Raw genomic sequence first — 19,469 nt, 5'->3', positions numbered from 1 at the left:
CCCCCGATCGGTCCCCTCTCCTTCGGGAGAGGGCTAGGGTGAGGGGAAAGGCCTCAACGCAAATGCGCCTGCTCCACCAGCCAGATCATCAACTCCTCCAGCAGCGGCGAGGGTTCTCCGCCCTGCGGCACCACCACGTAATACGCCAATCCCGTCTTCACCTTCAGCTCGAACGGCATCACCAGTCTTTCGGCGCGCAGGTCGTCGCCGATCAGCGACCAGTCACCGATCGCCACCCCCGTCCCGTGCGACGCCATCGACATTGCCTGATCCAGCGTCTCGAAATGCTGGCCCGTGTTGACGTTGTTCAATTGCTGCTCGGCGGCGGTCAGCCACGCCGTCCAGTCCTGGGTATCGCGGGTCGGATGCAGCAGCAGATGGTGTTGCAGATCCGCCGGTGTGGTTAACGCCGGTGGGCCTTGCAATAGCGCGGGCGAACAGACCGGTGTCAGTTGCTCATCGAACAGATGCAGGGCGGTCGATGAGTTGTCCGGTGGCGTGCCATAAATGACGGCGGCATCGAATGGCTCGCGCGCAAAATCCACGCCGTGGGCCAGGGTGGTGGTCAGTTTGACCGGTACATCCGGGCGCTCTTTCTGCCATTGCAACAGGCGCGGCACCAGCCAGCGCATCACACAGCTTGGGGCCTTGATTTGCAGGGTTTCACGCTTGAGGCCGATCTGCTCGGTGGCTTCGCTGATCAAGCCGAACACCTTTTCCACGCGCGGCAGCCATTCGCGACCCTCGGCCGTCAGTTCCAGACCACGGGCCTGGCGGATAAACAATTCATAACCCAGATGATCCTCAAGCCCGGCGATCTGCCGGCTCACCGCACCCTGGGTGATGTGCAACTGCTCGGCCGCCCGGGTGAAGTTGCAGCACTGCGCGGTAATCAGAAAGGTATGCAGCGCGGGCAAGGGTGGCATTCGTTTCATGGCGATCCGAGGTATGACGTGAGGACATGGCTAGTATGATTTTTTATCCATTGTTGCGGCTAGGTGTCGCCCGTTCCAATGAGGCCATCCCTGGGCTTGCCCGCGCATCATAAACACAGCGCAGGCCCGGCGTCTCAAACGAACAAGAAGGGCAATGACATGGCGACGTGTGGCGAAGTACTGGTCAAGTTACTCGAAGGTTACGGGGTCGAGCAGGTGTTCGGCATTCCCGGGGTGCATACCGTGGAGCTGTATCGCGGGCTGGCCCGTTCGAGCATCAACCATGTCACGCCACGGCATGAGCAGGGCGCCGGGTTCATGGCTGACGGCTACGCGCGCACCAGTGGCAAGCCGGGCGTGTGCTTCATCATTACCGGCCCGGGCATGACCAACATCACCACGGCGATGGGCCAGGCTTACGCCGACTCGATCCCGATGCTGGTGATCTCCAGCGTGCAGTCGCGCAGTCAGTTGGGCGGCGGTCGCGGCAAGCTCCACGAATTGCCGAACCAGAGCGCGCTGGTCGCTGGCGTCGCGGCGTTCTCCCATACCTTGATGTCGGCGGCGGAATTGCCGGTTGTGTTGGCTCGCGCCTTCGCCCTGTTCCAGGCCGGTCGTCCGCGTCCGGTGCACATTGAAATTCCGCTGGACGTGCTGGTGGAAAACGCCGATGAGCTGCTCGCCAGCATCCCGGTCAATATCGATCGTGCCGGTGCCGCTCCAGCCGCTGTGAGCCGCATGACCGAGCTGCTCGCCGGCGCACAGCGTCCGCTGATCCTCGCCGGTGGCGGTGCTATCGATGCCGCCGCCGAGCTGACTGAACTGGCCGAACTGCTCGACGCACCTGTCGCGCTGACCATCAACGCCAAAGGCATGTTGCCGTCCAGCCATCCGCTGTTGATCGGCTCGACGCAGAGTCTGGTTGCGACCCGCGCACTGGTCGCCGATGCCGACGTAGTGTTGGCGATCGGCACCGAACTGGCCGAGACCGATTACGACGTCACTTTCGCCGGCGGTTTCGAGATTCCCGGCAAGCTGCTGCGCATCGACATCGACGCCGATCAGACCGTGCGCAACTATCCGCCGCATGTGGCGCTGGTCGCCGATTCGCGCAACGCCGCACAAGCGCTGCTCAGCGCGTTGTCGCACAAGTCCTTGGCCGAGCGGCGCAACGATTGGGGGCAGGTGCGTGCTGCGCGTCTGCGCGATGATCTGGCCGCCACTTGGGATGCGCCGACGCTGGCCCAGACCCGGTTCCTCGAAACCGTTCTGCACGAATTGCCGGACGCCGTGTTCGTCGGCGATTCCACGCAACCGGTGTACACCGGCAACCTCACCTTCAACCCGGAGCGCCCGCGCCGCTGGTTCAACTCGTCCACCGGTTACGGCACCCTCGGCTACGCCTTGCCGGCGGCGATTGGTGCATGGCTCGGCGGCCAATCCGACAAAGGTGCGCGCCCGCCAGTGGTGTGCCTGATCGGCGACGGTGGTTTGCAATTCACCCTGCCGGAACTGGCCAGCGCCGTCGAAGCGCGCACGCCGGTGATCGTCCTGCTGTGGAATAACCAGGGTTACGAAGAGATCAAGAAGTACATGGTTAACCGCGCCATTGAACCGGTCGGTGTCGACATCTACACACCGGACTTCATCGGTGTGGCCAAGGCCCTGGGTTGCGCGGCTGAAGCGATCAGCTCGGTAGAACAACTGCGCGCTGCGCTGCGTGCCGCAACCGACCGCCAAGGCCCGACCGTGATTGAAATCGATCAGAACCACTGGATGCAGGCGGTGGCCAAATGATCAATTTCCCTACCACACTCGACGGCCTCTACATCAACGGCCAATGGTCCGCCGGCCGCGAGCATTTGCGGGTGATCAACCCGGCCACTGAAGCGCTGCTGACCACGGTCAATGGCGGTGATGAGCTGGCGGTCGAACACGCGGTGACCGCCGCCGTCGAAGCGTTCAAGGATTGGTCGAAAACCACCGGTGCCGAGCGTGGCGCGATCCTGCGCAACATCGCCAATGGCGTGCGCAACGGTCGTGACCAACTGATGAAATTGCAGTCGAGCAACAACGGTAAACCGCAATTCGAAGCGGCCATCGACGTCGACGATGTGATCGCCACGTTCGAGTATTACGCCGAGTTGGCCGAAGGCCTCGATGGCAAACAGGACAGCAATGTGCCGCTGCCCAGCGATGATTTCAGCGCACGCCTGCGTCGCGAGCCGTGCGGCGTGGTCGGTCTGATCGTGCCGTGGAATTTCCCGATGGTCACCACTGCCTGGAAGCTCGCGCCAGCCCTGGCTGCCGGTTGCTGCGTGGTGCTCAAGCCGTCGGAAGTCACGCCGCTGCCGGAGCTGGAACTGGCGGCGATCATTGCTGAATCCGGCCTGCCCAAAGGCGTGTTCAACGTGGTCTGCGGTACCGGGCTGGCGGTCGGTGCGCCGCTGTCGGCGGATCCGCGTATCGCCAAGATTTCCTTCACCGGCAGTAACGCCGTCGGTGTGCAGGTGATGCAGCGCGCCGCCGAAACCGTGAAAGGCGTGAGCCTGGAGCTGGGCGGTAAATCCTCGCTGTTGGTGCTCGAAGATGCCGATCTCGATCTGGCGGTGGAGCTGGCGTGCGGTGGCGGGTTCTTCAACGCCGGGCAGATGTGTTCAGCCACCAGCCGCGTATTGGTCGCCGATGAACTGGCGGATGAGTTCCTCCTGCGTCTGAAGGCCCGTGCGGAAAAAATCCGTGTGGCCGAACCGTTTGATCCGGACGTGGAAATGGGCGCTTTGGTCAATCAGGCGCAGTACCAGCGCGTGCTGGGCCACATCGACCGTGGGTTGAGTGCCGGGGCAAAGCTGATTTGCGGCGGCAATCGTCCCGCCGATCTACCGCGCGGATATTTTTTGCAGCCGACGATCTTCACCGACGTGCCCCTCGACAGTGCGTTGTGGTGTGAAGAGATTTTCGGCCCGGTGTTGTGCGTGCGCAGTTTCAGCAGTGAAGCCGAGGCCATCGCGCTGGCCAACGACAGTCAGTTCGGTCTGGTCGCCAGTGTGGTAACGCGTAACACCGAGACCGCTGACCGTGTCGCCAACGCCCTGCAGGCGGGGCTGGTGTGGCTCAACGCGCCGCAAGTGATCTTCCCGCAAACGGCGTGGGGCGGTTACAAGCAGAGCAGCATCGGCCGCGAATTGGGCCCATGGGGGCTGGCGGCGTTTCAGGAAATCAAACACGTGATCCGGGCGCTCTGAACGCCCGAAAAAGGTGAGCGCATGCCTCGCAACGAGGCATGCGTCGGCGTCATGGCTTCAATGAGTTTTTATCGATAGTCAGGTGTTTTGCACGACCTCAGGATGAACCCGTCGGCAGCGCTCAAGCCCTTTGAAAACGGGGCTTTGAGCCGAACCGGCCGCGCGGATGCAACGGTTGCGACCAACCTCATACTTAAAAGAACAAAGGGAGTCCTTCATGGGCGAGCACGATCTGAACAGGCGTCAATTCATTAAAACCGTCGGCGTGGCGTCCGTGGCCGCAGCGGCCATGAGCATGCCCTTCATCCGGGCCAGCGCCAGCGACACGCGTTTTGCCGGCAAGACCCTGCGTTTGCTGACCTGGTCGGATGACACCGGCCTCGCCGCACTGCGCAATATAGCCGCGACCTTCGAGGCCAAGACCGGCGCCAAGGTGATCGCCGACCGCACCGGCAGCACCTCGGAAATGGTCGCCAAACTCAAGGCCGGTGGTGACCGTCCGCAATACGACATCATCACCTTGGCCGGCGTCGGCGCCGAAGGCCTGGCCGCCGCCGGGCTGCTGGAAAAACCCGACCTCAACCGCATTCCCAATCTGGTCGACGTACCGGAAAAATACCGCACCGGGGCCAACGGTCACGGCATCGGTTATCTGCTGTGGTGCAACAGTCTGGTCTATAGCACCCGCACGTTGAAAGAAGCGCCGGACAGTTACGCTGCGTTGTGGGACGCCGATCTGGCGCCTAATATTTTCCTCCCGCCACCGAACTGGACCGAGGCGATGGACCTGATCATCATCGCCGCCAAACTGGCCGGTGGTGACGAGCACAACATCGAGCCGGGCTTCAAGAAACTCGCCGAACTCAAGGACCGCGTGATCACCTTGGGCGAGAACCCTAACCAGATTGCCGAGCTGTTCCGTACCGGTTCGCTGGACATGGGCGGCCTCTACGCCCCGGCGTTTTTCCCCAAGCAGATCCGCGATCCGAACTATGGTCTGGGCGCCACGTTCGGCATGAAGGAAGGTTTCTACACCGACCTGATGCTCTCGGTGATGCCGAAGAATCGTCCGGGCGATACCGATCTGGCTTACGCCTTTATCAACCACTCTCTCGACCCGCTGGTGCAGGGCAAGATGGCCGAAGACATCTTCAACGGCCCGGTCAACGCCAAGGCGATCATCTCTGCCGAAGCGCGCAAGAGCCCGTACATCCTGACGCCGGAGCAGATTGCCGAGAAGGCGATCATGCACGACAACGCCTTCCTGGCCACCGTGCATGACCAATGGATTCGTCGCTATACGGAAATCTTTTCTTCCTGACGCCGTCCTCCCAAACACCGCAATCTCTGTGGGAGCGAGCCCTGTGGCGAGGGGATTTATCCCCGATGGGTAGCTCAGCTGCCCCAAGATCAGCAAATACGGTGCATCAAATGTCCGCATACGGTGGTTTTGCGACTGCTTCGCAGCCGGTCGGGGATAAATCCCCTCACCACAGAAGCTCGCTCCCACAGGGAAATGGTGGAGCTTGGGATATTCGCTTTCCATTGACGAGATCATTGCTATGGAACATCAATCCCTGACCCAACCGGTTGGCGCCGGCGACGTGCGTCCGGCGCGCGGTATTTCGCCGACTGCCCGGGCGTGGTTTTTCCTCACCCCGTCGATGCTGTTTCTTGGTGTGCTGATTGCCGCGAGCCTGCTGGTGCTGCGCATGAGCGTTGGCACCAAAGGCGCGGAGTGGTCGGGTTTCAGCCTGGCCAGTTACGCGCAATTGCTCGAACCCTATTACCTCAAATCCTTGCTGCTGACCCTGCGGCTGGCGCTGATCAGCGCGGTGATCGCCGTGGTGTTGGCGATCCCGGTGGCGTACACCATGTCGCGGCTGACTTCGCCCTTTCTGCGGCGGATTTTTCTCGCGGCGGTGCTGCTGCCATTGCTGGTCAATCTGTTGCTGCAAAGCTATGGCTGGCTGGTGATTCTCGGCCCCGGCGGCATGTTGAACCAGGCGCTGATGGGCCTGGGTCTGATCAAACGGCCGATCATGCTGCTGTACAACCAGAACGGTGTGTTGATGGGCCTGGTGCAGACCGCGTTTCCCCTCGCGGTGTTGCCGATTGCCAGCGCCATGCGCGGCGTCGCCCGCAGCTACGAAGAGGCCGCCGCCACCCTCGGTGCCAGCCGCTTCCAGGTGTTCCGCCAAGTGGTGTTGCCGATGAGCCTGCCGGGCATCATCACCGGCGCGACACTGGTGTTCGCCTACAACGCCAGCAGCTTTGTCGTGCCGTTACTGCTCGGTGGTCGGCGCGTGCCGATGCTCGCGGTGATGGTGCATGACCAGATCGCCCCGCTGATGAACTGGCCTGCCGCCTCCGCCGCCGGGGTGGTGCTGATCATCACCACACTGGCGATCATGACCCTGTCCGAATACATCACCGGCCGTCGTCGGCGTTTGCTGGAGGCTTCGCAATGAGTGTCCTGTTCAAGAAGCGTCAGTCGCTGTTGCCCGGCGACACGGGCAAGTTCGCCGGCATCCTTTCCGGGTTCATTCTGCTGCTGGCGGTGTTGCCGATCCTGACCATGATCGTGATGTCGTTCAGCGGTGCGTCGAACCTCGATTTCCCGCCGAGCAGCTACAGCCTGCAATGGTACAAAGCGGCCTGGCACACCTTTGTCTCGCCGGACGCCAGCGATGTGCTGAGCCTCGGCCAGGCCATGGGCACCAGCCTGCTGGTGGCTTGCCTGACCATGATCTTCGCCACGCTGATCGCGGTGCCGGCCGCCTATGCACTGACCCGTTGCGAATTCCGCGGCAAAGCCGTGGCGCTGCAACTGATGTCGCTGCCGCTGGTGTTTCCGATGGTGGTGTTGGGGCTGGCGTTACTGTTGGTGTTCGACAGCCTGCCGTTCCACATGACCACCTCGCGGCTGGTGATTGCCCACGTGATTTTGGCGTTGCCGTTTGTGGTGAAGAACTGCACCGCCGCGATGCTTTCCATCGGCAGCGAAGTCGAAGAAGCGGCGCAGATGCTCGGCGCCTCACCGTTGCGGGCGATTGTCGATGTGGTGGTGCCGTTGATGAAGTCGGGGATTCTGGCGGGCATGCTGCTGGCGTTCATCGTCTCGTTCAACGAATTCACCGTGACCTATTTCCTCTACACCATCGACGTCATGACCGTGCCGATCTGGATGTACAGCCGCACCGTGTCATCGCTCGACCCTACCGTGTTCTCGTTTGCCGTGCTGATCGTGCTGATCGACTTCGTCCTGATCTGGGCGCTGGAGAAGCTGGTGGGCGAGGGCGGCGTTTCCTTTTGATTTGAGGTGCAACATGACTGGTCTGATTCTGGAAAACGTCGAGAAATTCTACGGCTCGGCTTGCGCGGTCAAAGACGTCAATCTGCATTTGCCGGAAGGCAAACTGGTGTGTTTTCTCGGCCCTTCGGGCTGCGGCAAAACCACTTTGCTGCGGATGATCGCCGGGCTGGAAACCCTCACCAGCGGCGAGATTCGCCTGGACGGCGAAAACATCGCCCACACCCCGGCGCACCTGCGCAACTTCGGCATGGTGTTCCAGTCGCTGGCGCTGTTCCCGCACATGACTGTCGGCGAAAACATCGCTTACCCGCTGAAACTGCGCGGCGTCAGCAAGGCCGATCAGCAGGCACGGGTGGTTGAACTGCTTGAGCTGATCCAGTTGCAGGCGATGATCGACCGTCCGGTGGCCAAACTCTCCGGCGGCCAACGCCAACGCGTGGCGATTGCCCGGGCGATTGCCTCGCACCCGAAAATCCTCTTGCTCGACGAACCGCTGTCGGCGCTCGACGCCAAGCTGCGCGAATCGATGCAGGTGGAAATTCGCCAACTGCAACAACGCCTGAACATCACCACGATCATGGTCACCCACGATCAGCGCGAAGCGATGACCATGGCCGACATCGTCGTGGTGCTGGGCGAGCACAAGGTGCAGCAGGTCGGTACGCCGATTGAAATCTACCGGCATCCGGCCAACGAATTCGTTGCCGACTTCATCGGTTCGGGCAACATTTTCCCGGCCACCGCGCTGGGCGACGGCATGGTCAGTTTGCCGGGTGGTGACGCATTGCAAGTGCCGATCTGCAGCAGCATCGTGGTCGGGCAGAAGTTGAAAATGCTGATTCGTCCGGAAGACCTGCAACTGTCGCCAGCGCAGGCAACGGCGGGCAACCGGTTGCTGGGCAAAGTGACGTTTGTGCGCGATATCGGCGCGACCATCGAAACCACGGTGGAGTGTTCGGGGGTGACGTTTACGGCGTTGAGTACACCGTGTCAGGGGATCGGGTTGGGGATCGGGCATCCGGTGTCGGTGACGTTGCCGGTGGAGGCGTGTCGGGTGTTGCGGGCTTGATCCAGTTTTTTTACTGTTTATACCGGCCTCTTCGCGAGCAGGCTCGCTCCCACAGGGGATTTGTGTCGATCACAGATTCAATGTGGGAGCGAGCCTGCTCGCGAAAGCGTCGGTCGATACAGCGCAATGTCTGGATCAGACTGACTGCCGCAACCGCGCCAGATCCCGCAATGGCGGCGCACCAAACAACCGGCTGTACTCACGGCTGAACTGCGACGGACTCTCATACCCCACCCGATACCCCGCCGCCGAAGCCTCCAGCCCTTCTGCCAGCATCAAGCGCCGCGCCTCTTGCAGGCGCAGTTGCTTCTGATACTGCAGCGGACTCATCGCCGTCATCGCCTTGAAGCGGTGATGCAATGTCGACACGCTGAGGTTCACTTCTTTGGCCAGATCATCAATGCGTAGCGGTTGTTCGAAGTTGCCGTTGAGCCATTTGATCGCTTGGCTGATGCGATGGCTCTGGCTGTTGGCAATCGCGATTTCATACAAACGATGGCCCTGCGGACTGCGCAGCAGGCGATAGAGGATCTCCCGGCGAATCAGCGGCGCGAGCATGGCGATGTCTTTTGGCGCATCGAGCAAACGCGCCAGGCGCAGCACAGCGTCGAGCATGGCGCTGTCGATTTTTTCGACGTACAAACCGCGTCCGGTCGGCCGGGTCGGCACGCCCAGGGGACCAGCGTCGGCGATCAGTGCGGTGATTTCCGCCGGGTCGATATCCAGGCGCACGGCGAGGATCGGGTCCTCTGGCGAGACATTGACCACGCGCCCGCTCAACGGCATCGATACCGAGACCACCAGGTAATTCAGTGGGTCGTAATTGAAGAACTCATCCGCCAGCCGCACCTCTTTACGCCCCTGGGCCATGATGCACAGCGCCGGTTGCGCCAGCACCGGGGCGAAGTCGTGGGATCGGGTGTGGCGCGACATGAACAGCGAACCGACAGCGGTGGCGTAACTACCATCGTCCGTGGTGTTGCGGCGGATGATCTCCGCGAGTTCCGCGCGCTGCTTTTCCATGTCTGCGGTGGGTTCGGCTTGAAAACGATCGAATGACGTCATGCACGGCATCCTCGGCAAGGGAGGTGGAATGGAGCAGAGCATATGTTTGTGCAATCGAGAGCGGTAGACACATTCTGTGAAATGCTTGCCTGATTCTGCACGGGGTCGCTGATGTGCCCAGGCATAGCAGGACACAGGCCGCCTAACTTGCTTGAACCTCGTATGACAGCCGTGTGACCGCAATTTACAGGTTGTTACAGGTCTTGCGTGCAGTCTCGCAGGATTGTGCAACGCGACGGCAGGAATCGACTAACGGCGTCTGGCGCGCGGCCCTTAACCTTTGATCCTGTCGCAGCCCGTCCGCTGGCTGCCACGCGACTCCCTGGGAGGGTTGAACAATGTCCAAGCAGATTCCCGTCAGTCATATGGCCTTCGTCCGAGCGCGTGCCGGGCGCTCGGCGGAACTCGGTGTACGCCTGAGCGCGCTGATCGAACCGTCTCGCGCCGCCCCCGGTTGCCTGAGCTTTGCCTTGCAGCATTCGCAGTGTGATCCCGAGTTGTGGCTGGTCTCCGGTTTCTGGAGCAATCAACAGATGATGACCGCGTACTTCAATAGTCCGTCGATGGAAATCTTCGCCGAGCTGGTGCAGGAGCTGGTGGTCAACAGTCTGGATTTCCACACTTTCAAAGAAGTCTCTGCGGCGCAGGCTCTCGGCCAGTGTTCGGCACCGGTACACAAACTCGCCGGTTGAGGGTTTAATATCCGGCTTATTTGTCTGAGCCGGGATGTATGACATGGCACGTAAAGAGTTCGAACACTTCGAAGCAGTCTCCGCAGTCGTCCCCGTCGAGTTGGGTGGCAACAAGGGCTATCACGCGGCAATCGCGGTCAAGGCCCTGGTCGATGGCGGTGCGCCACGCTTTCACAAACTGCTGGGTGACCAAGTGTTTCCCGGCGCCATCGCTGCCGATGAGGCCGCCATCAATGAGCTGGACCGCCTCAAGGGCGTCACTGAAGACGCCGAGCTGATCTGGTAATCAGTTATTTGACGGCACCCGGTCGCCACATTTTGAACAGGGCTTCAGGCCCCAACTGAAAATAGTCCGCCGGCCCACCGCCGCGCAGAATCGGTTCTGCCGCGGCGGTGTCGTAAATCCCATCCTTCAACAGCCACTTGGCGATATGCACGGCGACCACTTCGCCGAGGATCAGCCAGCTCGGCACCGTCTCGCCATCGGCGCGCTGCAACTGAATGATCTGGGTGACCTTGCACTCGAAGGACACCGGGCTTTCGGCGACCCGTGGCACTGAAATCACTTTTGACGCCACCGTCGTCAGTCCTGCCAATTCAAACTCGTTGACCTCAGGCGCGACCATCGCACAGCTCTGATTCATCTGCTCGGCCAGCGGGCGGGTGGCGAGGTTCCAGACGAATTCGCCAGTCTGTTCGATGTTGTTCAGGCTGTCTTTGCGCCCGACGCTGGAAAAACCAATGATCGGTGGAATGTAGTTGAAGGCGTTGAAGAAACTGTACGGCGCCAGGTTCAACTGGCCGTTGGCATCCTGTGAAGAGATCCAGCCGATAGGACGGGGGCCGACGATGGCGTTGAACGGATCGTGGGGCAGGCCGTGGCCGTTGGCGGGTTCGTAGAAGTGGATGTCATCGGGCATGGCTTGGAATCCAGGAAGGGCATTGGTCAGAGAGCAATAGTGCAAGTCCGGCCGTTGAAGATCAATTGTGGGAGCGAGCCTGCTCGCGAAGACAGCTCTTCAGTCGACATCAATGTTGAATGGGCTACCGCCTTCGCGAGCAGGCTCGCTCCCCACAGGGGATCGTGTGCATTCCAGACCTTTTCCATTCCCCAGAAATGACTAAGCCCGGCCGAAGCCGGGCTGTGCGCTTTACAACAGCAATCAGCTGATCGAAGCGGATTGGGTGCGGTCGTAGCCGTCAGCGGCGAAAGTGGCGGAACCGGTGCGGTCGTAACCATCTTCAGCGAAGGTAGCGGAGCCGGTGCGATCAAAGCCGTCTTCAGCGACAGTGGCCGAGCCGGTGCGGTCGTAGCCATCAGCGGCGACAGTGGCGGAACCGGTGCGGTCATAACCATCGGCAGCAACGGCCGAGCCGGTGCGATCAAAACCGTCAGCGGCAAAGGTGTTGGCGGCCAGTACGGACAGGGTCAGGGCGAGGATCAGTTTGGTTTTCATGTTCGTTACTCCAGATTCGTTGGCGGGTGTGTCTTGCATGGGTTTAATGCTACGCCAACTAAATTGATTAAAAAGCGCAAATTAATGCTAAAAACTATCGATTAACTAGATGTTAAGGGCGACGCATTAATTGGCTTCCATCATCAGGAGCGAACGTCGCGCAGGTAATCGATCAGGTGAGCACAGGATGCAGAGGCAGCATTAACCGGTGATTAATCGGCCATAAAACAAAAATCGCAGCCCCGACAGCCTCCTGTAGGAGCTGCCGAAGGCTGCGATCTTTTGATCTTGCGTAACTATCAGTCAGTCACGATCCGCGAATGTTTCTGGGTGTCTTTCATGGTGATGTACACCAGCAACGACACTGCGATGCATGCGGTCACGTACCAGTAGTAACCGGTTTCCATGCCAATGCTCTTGAACCACAGCGCGATGTATTCGGCGGTGCCACCGAAGATCGACACGGTCAGTGCGTACGGCAGGCCGACGCCCAGGGCGCGGATTTCGGTCGGGAACAGTTCGGCTTTCACCACTGCGTTGATCGAGGTGTAGCCACTGACAATGATCAGCGCCGCCATGATCAGGAAAAACGCACCCCACCAGGTCTGGATGGTGTGCAGGGTCATCAGGATCGGTACGGTGAAGATCGTCCCCAACACGCCGAAGGCGATCAGGATCGGACGACGGCCGATTTTATCGGACAGGCCACCGATGATCGGTTGCAGGCACATGAACAGGAACAGCGTGGCGGCAGAAATGGTGGTCGAGTCGGAGATGCTCATGCCGACGGTGTTCACCAGGTATTTCTGCATGTAGGTGGTGTAGGTGTAGAACGCCAGCGTACCGCCCATGGTCAGGCCGACCACGGTCAACAGTTCTTTGGGGTGGCGCATCAAGGTGCGCATGGCGCTTTCCTTGGCTTTCTCTTTTTTGGTGAACGATTCGGTCTCTTCCATACCGCGACGCAGGTACAGCGCAACGACTGCGCACAGTGCGCCGATGGCGAACGGAATACGCCAGCCCCACGCATACAGCTCTTCGGTGGTGAGGAAGTTCTGCAGCACGATCAGTACGCCGAGGGCGATGAGCTGGCCGGAGATCAGCGTCACGTACTGGAAGCTGGAGAAAAAGCCGCGACGTTCCTTGGTCGCCATCTCGGACAGGTAAGTCGCCGAGGTGCCGTACTCGCCTCCGACCGACAGGCCTTGTAGCAAGCGAGCGAACACCAGGAGGATCGGCGCGCCGACACCGATGGTTTCATAACCTGGGCTCAGGGCGATGATCAACGAGCCGAAGCACATCAGGTAAACCGAGGCCATCAGCGCTTTCTTGCGTCCGACCTTATCGGCATAAAGCCCCATCAGCCAGCCGCCGATCGGGCGCATCAAAAAGCCCACGGCGAAGATCGCGGCGGTGTTCAGCAGTTGGGCGGTGGTGTCGCCTTTGGGGAAGAAGGCTTTGGCGAAGTACAGCGAGAAGGCGGCATACACATACCAGTCGTACCACTCGACCATGTTGCCGACGGAACCGCTGAAGATCGATTTGATCCGGCTGGCGGTGGTTCTTTCTTTGGCCGGCACGGCAGCCGACCCAAGTGGCAGGGCGTTGGAGTTATCCATTGAAGGATCCTTCGTATAATTGTTTTTGTGGAGCGCGTCGAAACGCAGCCTGCGAGGGCTATAGCAGGAGCTGTGCCAACGGGGGGACGCCCGGTTTAGAGGGGCCGGGGAGATCGAGTGAGCGGAAATCCGCTTATGGCTGGATTGTGGTGAGCGGAAAATTGCTCATTCAGGCAGATGGATAATGGTTGGCTGTAACGGACCCTTCGCGAGCCTGCCATCAGCGACAACGAAAAACTCAGCTGTCCGGAACAAACATCTCCCGACTCAACCCATGCCGCTGCATCTTTTCATTGAAGGTGCGACGCGGCAGTTGCAGCTCTTCAAGCACCGCTTTCACATCGCCTTTGTGCCGGGTCAGCGCTGCACGCAAGCATTGCGCTTCAAACGCCTCTTGCTGCGCCGCCAGCGACTGGCCCGGATCAATCCCCGGCGCCGGTTCATCCAGCCCCAGCACCTGGCGTTCGGCGACGTTCGCCAGTTCGCGCACATTGCCCGGCCAGTCATGGCTGAGCAGGTGACTCAACTGCGCACCCGTCAACGGTGGGAAGGTGCGGCCAAGACGCTGAGCCGCGCTCTGGGCAAAGTTTTCGAACAGTAACGGAATGTCTTCGCGACGATCACGCAGCGGCGGCAAACGCAGCTCGGCAACGTTCAAGCGATACGCCAGGTCTTCACGAAAGCGTCCGGCCCGCGCTTCGTCGAGCAGGTCGGGTTTGGTCGCCGCGACGATGCGCAAATCCACCCGAATACTCTGATTCGAACCCAGGCGTTCAAGCTTCTGCTCCTGCAACACCCGCAGCAGTTTGACCTGCTGGGCCAGCGGCATGCTTTCGATTTCATCGAGAAACAGCGTGCCGCCATCGGCATATTCCAGCTTGCCGATGCGCTTGCCAGAGGCACCGGTAAACGCGCCGCTTTCATGGCCGAACAGTTCCGCTTCGAACAGCTGCTCAGGGATCGCCGCGCAGTTCAACGCCACGAACGGCTTGTCCGCACGCGGGCCGAAATCATGCAGGCAACGGGCAACCAGTTCCTTGCCGCTGCCGGTTTCGCCACGGATCAACACGTTGACCGGTAACGTCGCCAGATCCAGCACCTGCCGGCGCAAGGTCTGCAAACCACGGGACACGCCCAGCAGCGTTGCGTCGAGTCTGGCGCGGTGGTCGGCCTGCTCGTGCAGGGCACGGTTTTCCAGAATCAGGCGGCGCTTTTCCAGTGCCCGGCGCAGGCTGCCGAGCAGGGTTTCCGGGCTGAAGGGTTTTTCCAGAAAGTCGTAGGCGCCGTCGCGCATCGCTTCGACCGCCATCGGCACATCGCCGTGACCGGTGAGCAGGATCACCGGCAGATCGGCGTCGCGGCGCTGCACTTCGGCCAGCAGCTCCAGACCACTGAGGCCGGGCATGCGCACGTCGCTGACAATCACCCCGGGAAAGTGTGCGGGCAGGGCGGCGAGGCATTCTTCGGCGCGGCTGAACAGCTGCACTTCGAAGCCCGACAGGCTTAGCCATTGCTCGACTGCATTGCGAATGCTGCTTTCGTCATCGACCACCATCACCGAATTGAGCATCAGATGTGTGCCTCCAGATCGATTGGCAAGGTCAGGGCGAACACCGCGCCGTTCTCGCCATTTTCCACACTCAGGCGTCCACCGGATTCATGGACGATGGCGAACGACACCGCCAGCCCCAGGCCCAGCCCGTCACCCACAGGTTTAGTGGTGAAGAACGGATCGAACACCTGACCCAGATGTTCTTCGGCGATGCCGCCGCCATTGTCGCTGATGCTCAGCCGCCATAGTTGTTCATCGGCTTGCAGACGGATTTCCAGACGTTTGCACGGTTTGCCCTGCATCGCATCGAGGGCGTTGCGCAGCAGGTTGATCAGCACTTGTTCCAGGCGGATCGCGTCACCGCGTACCCACGCCGGACGCGTCAGGTGCAGCACCAGACTGACCTGTTCGTCACGCAGTCGCGCATCAAGCAGTTGCAAGGATTGATCAACCACGGTCGCCAGATCCAGACGCTCGCGCAAACCGCTGGGGCTCTTTCGCGCAAAGGTTTTCAGGTGACCGGTGAGGGCGGCCATGCGCGTGAGCATTTCGTCCACCGGTTTGAGTGCCTTGTAGGCATCATCGACGCGGCCATGGTCGAGCAGCAGGCGCAGGGTCGCCAGTTGCATGCGCTGGGCGGTCAGCGGTTGATTGATCTCGTGGGCGAGCGCGGCGGACATCTGGCCGAGTGCGGCGAGCTTGGCCGACTGCACCAGACCGTCCTGGGCGGTGCGCAGGTCGCGGGTGCGCTCCTCGACCAGTTGCTCCAGTTCTTCGCGGTTGCGTTGGCGGATTTTCGACAGCCGCCAGCGCTGATTGAGGAACAGCAGCAGAAACACCAGCGCCAGCCACACCCCGGCGGCTGCGAGACCGGCGTTACGCAAGTCTTCGAAGGCCACTTGCGGACGGCGCAACAGGTGCAGCGTCCAGCCTTCGGCCGTCAATGGCAGCGACTCCCAGAGATAGTCCGCCGTGCCTTGCGGGCCCTCGACCCGGCGCAGATCGCTGTTGTCATCGAAGCGGCGCAGTGACAGGTGGGTCAGTGGCTGCAGAGATTGCTTGTCGTACTGGCGCGTGGTTTTGATCTCTGCCAGATCGCTGGCACTCAACGGCCGCAACGCGCGATAGCGCCAGCCAGGCTGGTTGGCGATAAAGATGATGCCGCGCGCGTCGCTGACCAGCAGCGTGTCGCTGCCCTGGCTCCATTCGCGTTCCAGTTCGGGGAATTCCAGCTTGACCACCATCGCCCCGAGGAACTGCTCGTTATCACCGAGCACCGCACTGGACAGGAAATAACCGGGAATCCCGCTGGTCACACCGACCGCGTAGAAACGTCCGGTGCCCTGGGTGCGGGTCTGGCTGAAATAAGGACGAAAACCGTAATTGTGGCCGACATAGCTGCTCGGCAGGCGCCAGTTGCTGGCGGCCACGGCAAGGCCGGTGTGATCGAGCAGTTCAAGGGTCGAGGATTGCGCCGCACCGTTGATCTTTTCCAGCTTCAGATTCAGTGCCCGTTGCTGCTCGGCATCGACAGGGCCGGCCAGCGCCGAGCGTAACTGCGGGTCCAGTGCCAGCACGGCGGGGAGGGCGCGGTAGCGGTCGATCAGGGTGTGCAACGAATTGGCGTAGAGCGCCAATTGCTGGTTGGCGCGAGCGGCGTCCTCTTCCAGCGCCTGACGTTCGGCGTGGCGGATGGCGAGCGTTGCGGCAACAGCTGCGCCGGCGATGATCAGCAGGGTATACAACGACAGACGCAAGGTACGGGAAGTCGGCAGCATGCTGGGCAAACGGATGGCAGTCGGGCGGGCACGATAGCATGGGCGAGCGTGGCCCGGCGCGCTGTTCGGTCAGGCCATGGCGGTCACACGTATGTTTCGCCGACCGACACGCGACGAATGAATTTCGTCCGGGGTTTGGGCACGGGCCTTGGCCTCGGTTCTTCAATGATCGAGCGCTCTAGTTGTTGCAACCGGTCGTTGGCCTGTACGGCCTCGCTGACAATGCCTGGCACGTTCTCAATGACACTCTTTGCCTTTTCCATCGCCTGGAACGGCGAGACATTGTCTTCCAGCAGGCTATAGAATTTGAGTTTCTGCTCGTTCGTAAGGGCCTTCAATCCTTCGTTGAAGGTATCGCGCGCGTCCTGAGAGTATTCCTTTAGGGTGTCGGGAAGGTTCTTGAGACCATTGAACACTTGTGCCCCTCCTCGAAGCAGATCTCTTCCTGCCTCCATCGCGCTGGAAACGGCATTGCCCGCCGCGCTCACGCCGTCCTTGAGCTCCTGGGTGTGCAGCGTTTGTGCAAGCTTCAAACCTTTCTTGAAAAAGTAATAACGCAGCAACGGGAAAACGATCGCACCGACGATCGCACCCACGCCTGTACCAATGGCATTGCCAATCCCCGGCACCGCCGTGCCAAGAACGCTGCCGATCGCGGCCCCTTTCCCCGCGCCATAAAACGCGGATTTGATCCCGTGCCTGGACTTGAGAAACTTGCCGAGCGTCATGTTCTTGCGCAGCTCTTCGATATCCGCGCCTTCGGGAATCAGTCCGTCGAATTCGGAAGTCAGATTGTGCAACTGATCTGTCGCGGTTTTGGCTTTGTCGAAGATGCCGACAGCTCTTTTCGCCAGATCGAAAAGGATCCTGGAAGTACCTCTCTGGTCGACATAAACCATCGGGTTGTTGCCGACAAATCCATACAGATTCAACCCGTCTGCATCTCCCGCCGGGTCAGGGCTGACCCAACGCTGCAACCACGGCGCGTAATAGCGTGCGCCGTAGTAATACAGACCGCTGATATCCAACTCCTTGCCCGAATAGTGGATGAACCGGTAATCGACCTCGATTACTGATCTTGCGGCCATCCACGCGGTGGCGCCGAACGGATAATAGCCTTCGCTGCTGATGACCCGGGCGTCTTGATCCAGCTCCATGATGCAGGAACCCAAGTGGTCATCGAGGCTGTAGCGCAGTTGATCGTTTTCGATGTCCTGGGGCGGATTCTTTGCCCAGTGCAGGCAGCGCGCACCGCCAACACTGATCACGTGCAGTTCTTCGCCGTTGTCCTTGTCGCGAATTTCCAGCCCCGGCAGGTAACGTACTTGATGGAAATGTTCGGCGCTGTCGGTGAAGGTTTCATGGCGTTTGAACACCCGCACGCCCTGGCTGTAGTGGTAATACTCGGCGTCATCGCGATCATCTTCTCGGGCAATCAGCGTTACGCTTTGCAGTTCGTCGCGGGCGCTCCATCGCATGGCCTGTCCCGGTTGCGTCACCTGCTGATTACCGTGACGGTCGAACAGTTTCTCGAACTCCGGTGGCGGATCGCCCGGTTTCCAGCGCACGCCGCGGTTGCTGGTCGAGTCAATGCACATCTGGACGGTGTGACTGGCGCCATCGCGTACGTGGACAAGTTTTTCCAGATTGCCGCCAGCGTCGTAGGTGTAAGTCTGGGTGTAGTTGAGGCGGTTGTTCGGATCGGTCGGTTGAGGCAGGCCCGGAATGTCCGAGAGCGGGCCGTCGTCGTAACCGGTGGCGCAGGCCAGTCGATACAGTGAGTCATAGGTGAAATCACGGTGGCCATCGACGAGCTGATTGGCGAACCAGGCCGGTTGAAAAACGTGGTCTTCAATGCGGATGATGTTGCCGACCGAGTCGTGGAAATATTCCAGGCTTTGCAGCAGCGGGCCGGCGTCTTTCTGGTTGGACTGGGTGCGCAGCCGGCCATCGGCCTGATCGTAAGTCCAATGGCTGCGCACTCCATTGCCAGCCTGCTGTTCGATGATCTGGTCGGCAGCGTTGTATTGTGCGTCGAGTAAAACTGCCTGCCAGTCGGACTGTCCACTGACTAGCAGTTGTACATGCTTGAGCTGACCGGCGAGGCCGTAGCGCGATTGCTGCCGATGCCCACCAGCGTCGGTCTGTTCCAGCGTCGCGCCGAGGGGGCTTAACACTCGATGACTGGTGAACGTTTCAGCATCGCGAAAGGTGCGGGTTTCTGTCAGCGATTGGCCAGGCAGGGCGAAGCTGTCTGTACGCAGGGTGCCTGACCGGTCTTTCAACTCCCGCAACTGCCCACGCAGATTGTGTCCGGGGTCGGCCAAGCCATCGGCGTAGGTAAACACATCGACGTCGGCCTCGTCGTTTTCCTCAACCGCCACCACGCGCAACTGATTGTCGAACGTCGTGCGCCAGTGGTTGTCACGTTCATCCCAGCGCTCCAGTGTCTCACCGCCCAGGCCCGGCAAACTCAGGCGCCAGCCGGCATCGACGCTGTCGGACTTCAGCACGGCGCCACCCAAACCGTAAACCGTGGTCAAGCAGGGACCCGGCAGGCGTGGGTCCCACTGGGCGATCAAATGACCGATGGGATCGTGGCGCTGGCGGGTGATCTGGCACTCAACATCGGCGCCGGCGACTTTGCGTAAGTAGGCGACCTGGCTGACCGGCAGATCCCTGGCGTCATGCACTCGCAGGGTCGGCGTGCGCCAGTGGACTGTCTGAGTCATGACCGGATA

Annotated in this window: 16 protein-coding genes; 8 read left to right on the top strand and 8 right to left on the bottom strand. The window is 60.7% G+C overall.

Annotation, left to right across the window (positions count from 1 at the left end; genetic code table 11):
- Positions 1–53 precede the first annotated feature (53 nt).
- Positions 54–935, bottom strand: coding sequence for a LysR substrate-binding domain-containing protein (locus ACA043_RS23290; protein WP_489878846.1), 882 nt, complete (start codon positions 933–935; stop codon positions 54–56).
- 159 nt (positions 936–1,094) lie between these two features.
- Between ACA043_RS23290 and ACA043_RS23285 the strand changes: the two genes are divergently transcribed.
- The 6 genes from ACA043_RS23285 to ACA043_RS23260 all read left to right on the top strand — a co-directional run bounded on the left by ACA043_RS23285 (position 1,095) and on the right by ACA043_RS23260 (position 8,565).
- Positions 1,095–2,732, top strand: coding sequence for a 5-guanidino-2-oxopentanoate decarboxylase (locus ACA043_RS23285; RefSeq protein ID WP_497657998.1), 1,638 nt, complete (start codon positions 1,095–1,097; stop codon positions 2,730–2,732).
- Positions 2,732–4,180: an aldehyde dehydrogenase family protein gene (locus ACA043_RS23280; RefSeq protein ID WP_497659673.1), complete on the top strand. Its 1,449-nt coding sequence runs from the start codon at positions 2,732–2,734 to the stop codon at positions 4,178–4,180. The genes ACA043_RS23285 and ACA043_RS23280 overlap by 1 nt, the downstream gene beginning before the upstream one ends.
- A gap of 217 nt (positions 4,181–4,397) precedes the next feature.
- Complete coding sequence (locus ACA043_RS23275; RefSeq protein ID WP_187678129.1) at positions 4,398–5,501, top strand: ABC transporter substrate-binding protein; 1,104 nt, start codon at positions 4,398–4,400, stop codon at positions 5,499–5,501.
- Between the two features lie 241 nt (positions 5,502–5,742).
- The gene (locus ACA043_RS23270; RefSeq protein WP_187678128.1) at positions 5,743–6,651 is read left to right on the top strand and encodes an ABC transporter permease; all 909 of its coding nucleotides are present in this window, start codon (positions 5,743–5,745) and stop codon (positions 6,649–6,651) included.
- Positions 6,648–7,496, top strand: a complete 849-nt coding sequence (locus tag ACA043_RS23265) for an ABC transporter permease (RefSeq protein ID WP_187678127.1) — start codon at positions 6,648–6,650, stop codon at positions 7,494–7,496. The genes ACA043_RS23270 and ACA043_RS23265 overlap by 4 nt, the downstream gene beginning before the upstream one ends.
- 13 nt (positions 7,497–7,509) lie before the next feature.
- Positions 7,510–8,565 carry an ABC transporter ATP-binding protein gene (locus tag ACA043_RS23260; protein WP_497615233.1) on the top strand — a complete coding sequence of 352 codons (1,056 nt, stop codon included), beginning with the start codon at positions 7,510–7,512 and terminating at the stop codon, positions 8,563–8,565.
- Between the two features lie 135 nt (positions 8,566–8,700).
- Here the strand turns inward: ACA043_RS23260 and ACA043_RS23255 are convergent, their stop codons facing one another.
- Complete coding sequence (locus tag ACA043_RS23255; protein ID WP_497657997.1) at positions 8,701–9,630, bottom strand: AraC family transcriptional regulator; 930 nt, start codon at positions 9,628–9,630, stop codon at positions 8,701–8,703.
- A gap of 338 nt (positions 9,631–9,968) precedes the next feature.
- Between ACA043_RS23255 and ACA043_RS23250 the strand changes: the two genes are divergently transcribed.
- Positions 9,969–10,322 (top strand): putative quinol monooxygenase, encoded by a 354-nt coding sequence (locus ACA043_RS23250; RefSeq protein ID WP_187678124.1) that lies wholly within the window; start codon positions 9,969–9,971, stop codon positions 10,320–10,322.
- A gap of 43 nt (positions 10,323–10,365) precedes the next feature.
- The gene (locus ACA043_RS23245) at positions 10,366–10,608 is read left to right on the top strand and encodes a hypothetical protein (RefSeq protein WP_100845234.1); all 243 of its coding nucleotides are present in this window, start codon (positions 10,366–10,368) and stop codon (positions 10,606–10,608) included.
- Between the two features lie 4 nt (positions 10,609–10,612).
- Here ACA043_RS23245 and ACA043_RS23240 read toward each other — a convergent pair whose 3' ends face one another.
- From ACA043_RS23240 to ACA043_RS23215, 6 genes are all read right to left on the bottom strand, one after another.
- Positions 10,613–11,242 carry a flavin reductase family protein gene (locus tag ACA043_RS23240; RefSeq protein WP_187678122.1) on the bottom strand — a complete coding sequence of 210 codons (630 nt, stop codon included), beginning with the start codon at positions 11,240–11,242 and terminating at the stop codon, positions 10,613–10,615.
- 243 nt (positions 11,243–11,485) lie between these two features.
- Positions 11,486–11,779, bottom strand: a complete 294-nt coding sequence (locus ACA043_RS23235; RefSeq protein WP_489878851.1) for a hypothetical protein — start codon at positions 11,777–11,779, stop codon at positions 11,486–11,488.
- A gap of 299 nt (positions 11,780–12,078) precedes the next feature.
- Complete coding sequence (locus ACA043_RS23230; RefSeq protein WP_401271649.1) at positions 12,079–13,398, bottom strand: MFS transporter; 1,320 nt, start codon at positions 13,396–13,398, stop codon at positions 12,079–12,081.
- 238 nt (positions 13,399–13,636) lie between these two features.
- Complete coding sequence (locus ACA043_RS23225; RefSeq protein WP_489878852.1) at positions 13,637–14,968, bottom strand: sigma-54-dependent transcriptional regulator; 1,332 nt, start codon at positions 14,966–14,968, stop codon at positions 13,637–13,639.
- Positions 14,968–16,728 carry a sensor histidine kinase gene (locus ACA043_RS23220; RefSeq protein WP_401271654.1) on the bottom strand — a complete coding sequence of 587 codons (1,761 nt, stop codon included), beginning with the start codon at positions 16,726–16,728 and terminating at the stop codon, positions 14,968–14,970. The genes ACA043_RS23225 and ACA043_RS23220 overlap by 1 nt, the downstream gene beginning before the upstream one ends.
- An 83-nt stretch (positions 16,729–16,811) precedes the next feature.
- Entirely contained in the window at positions 16,812–19,460 is a 2,649-nt protein-coding gene (locus ACA043_RS23215; protein WP_497657996.1) for an RHS repeat-associated core domain-containing protein, read from the bottom strand.
- Between the last annotated feature and the right edge of the window lie 9 nt (positions 19,461–19,469).

Source organism: Pseudomonas sp. LBUM1648 (assembly GCF_059716145.1).
Note: the sequence above shows the minus strand (reverse complement) of the source record. Positions and strands in the feature narration are given on the sequence as shown.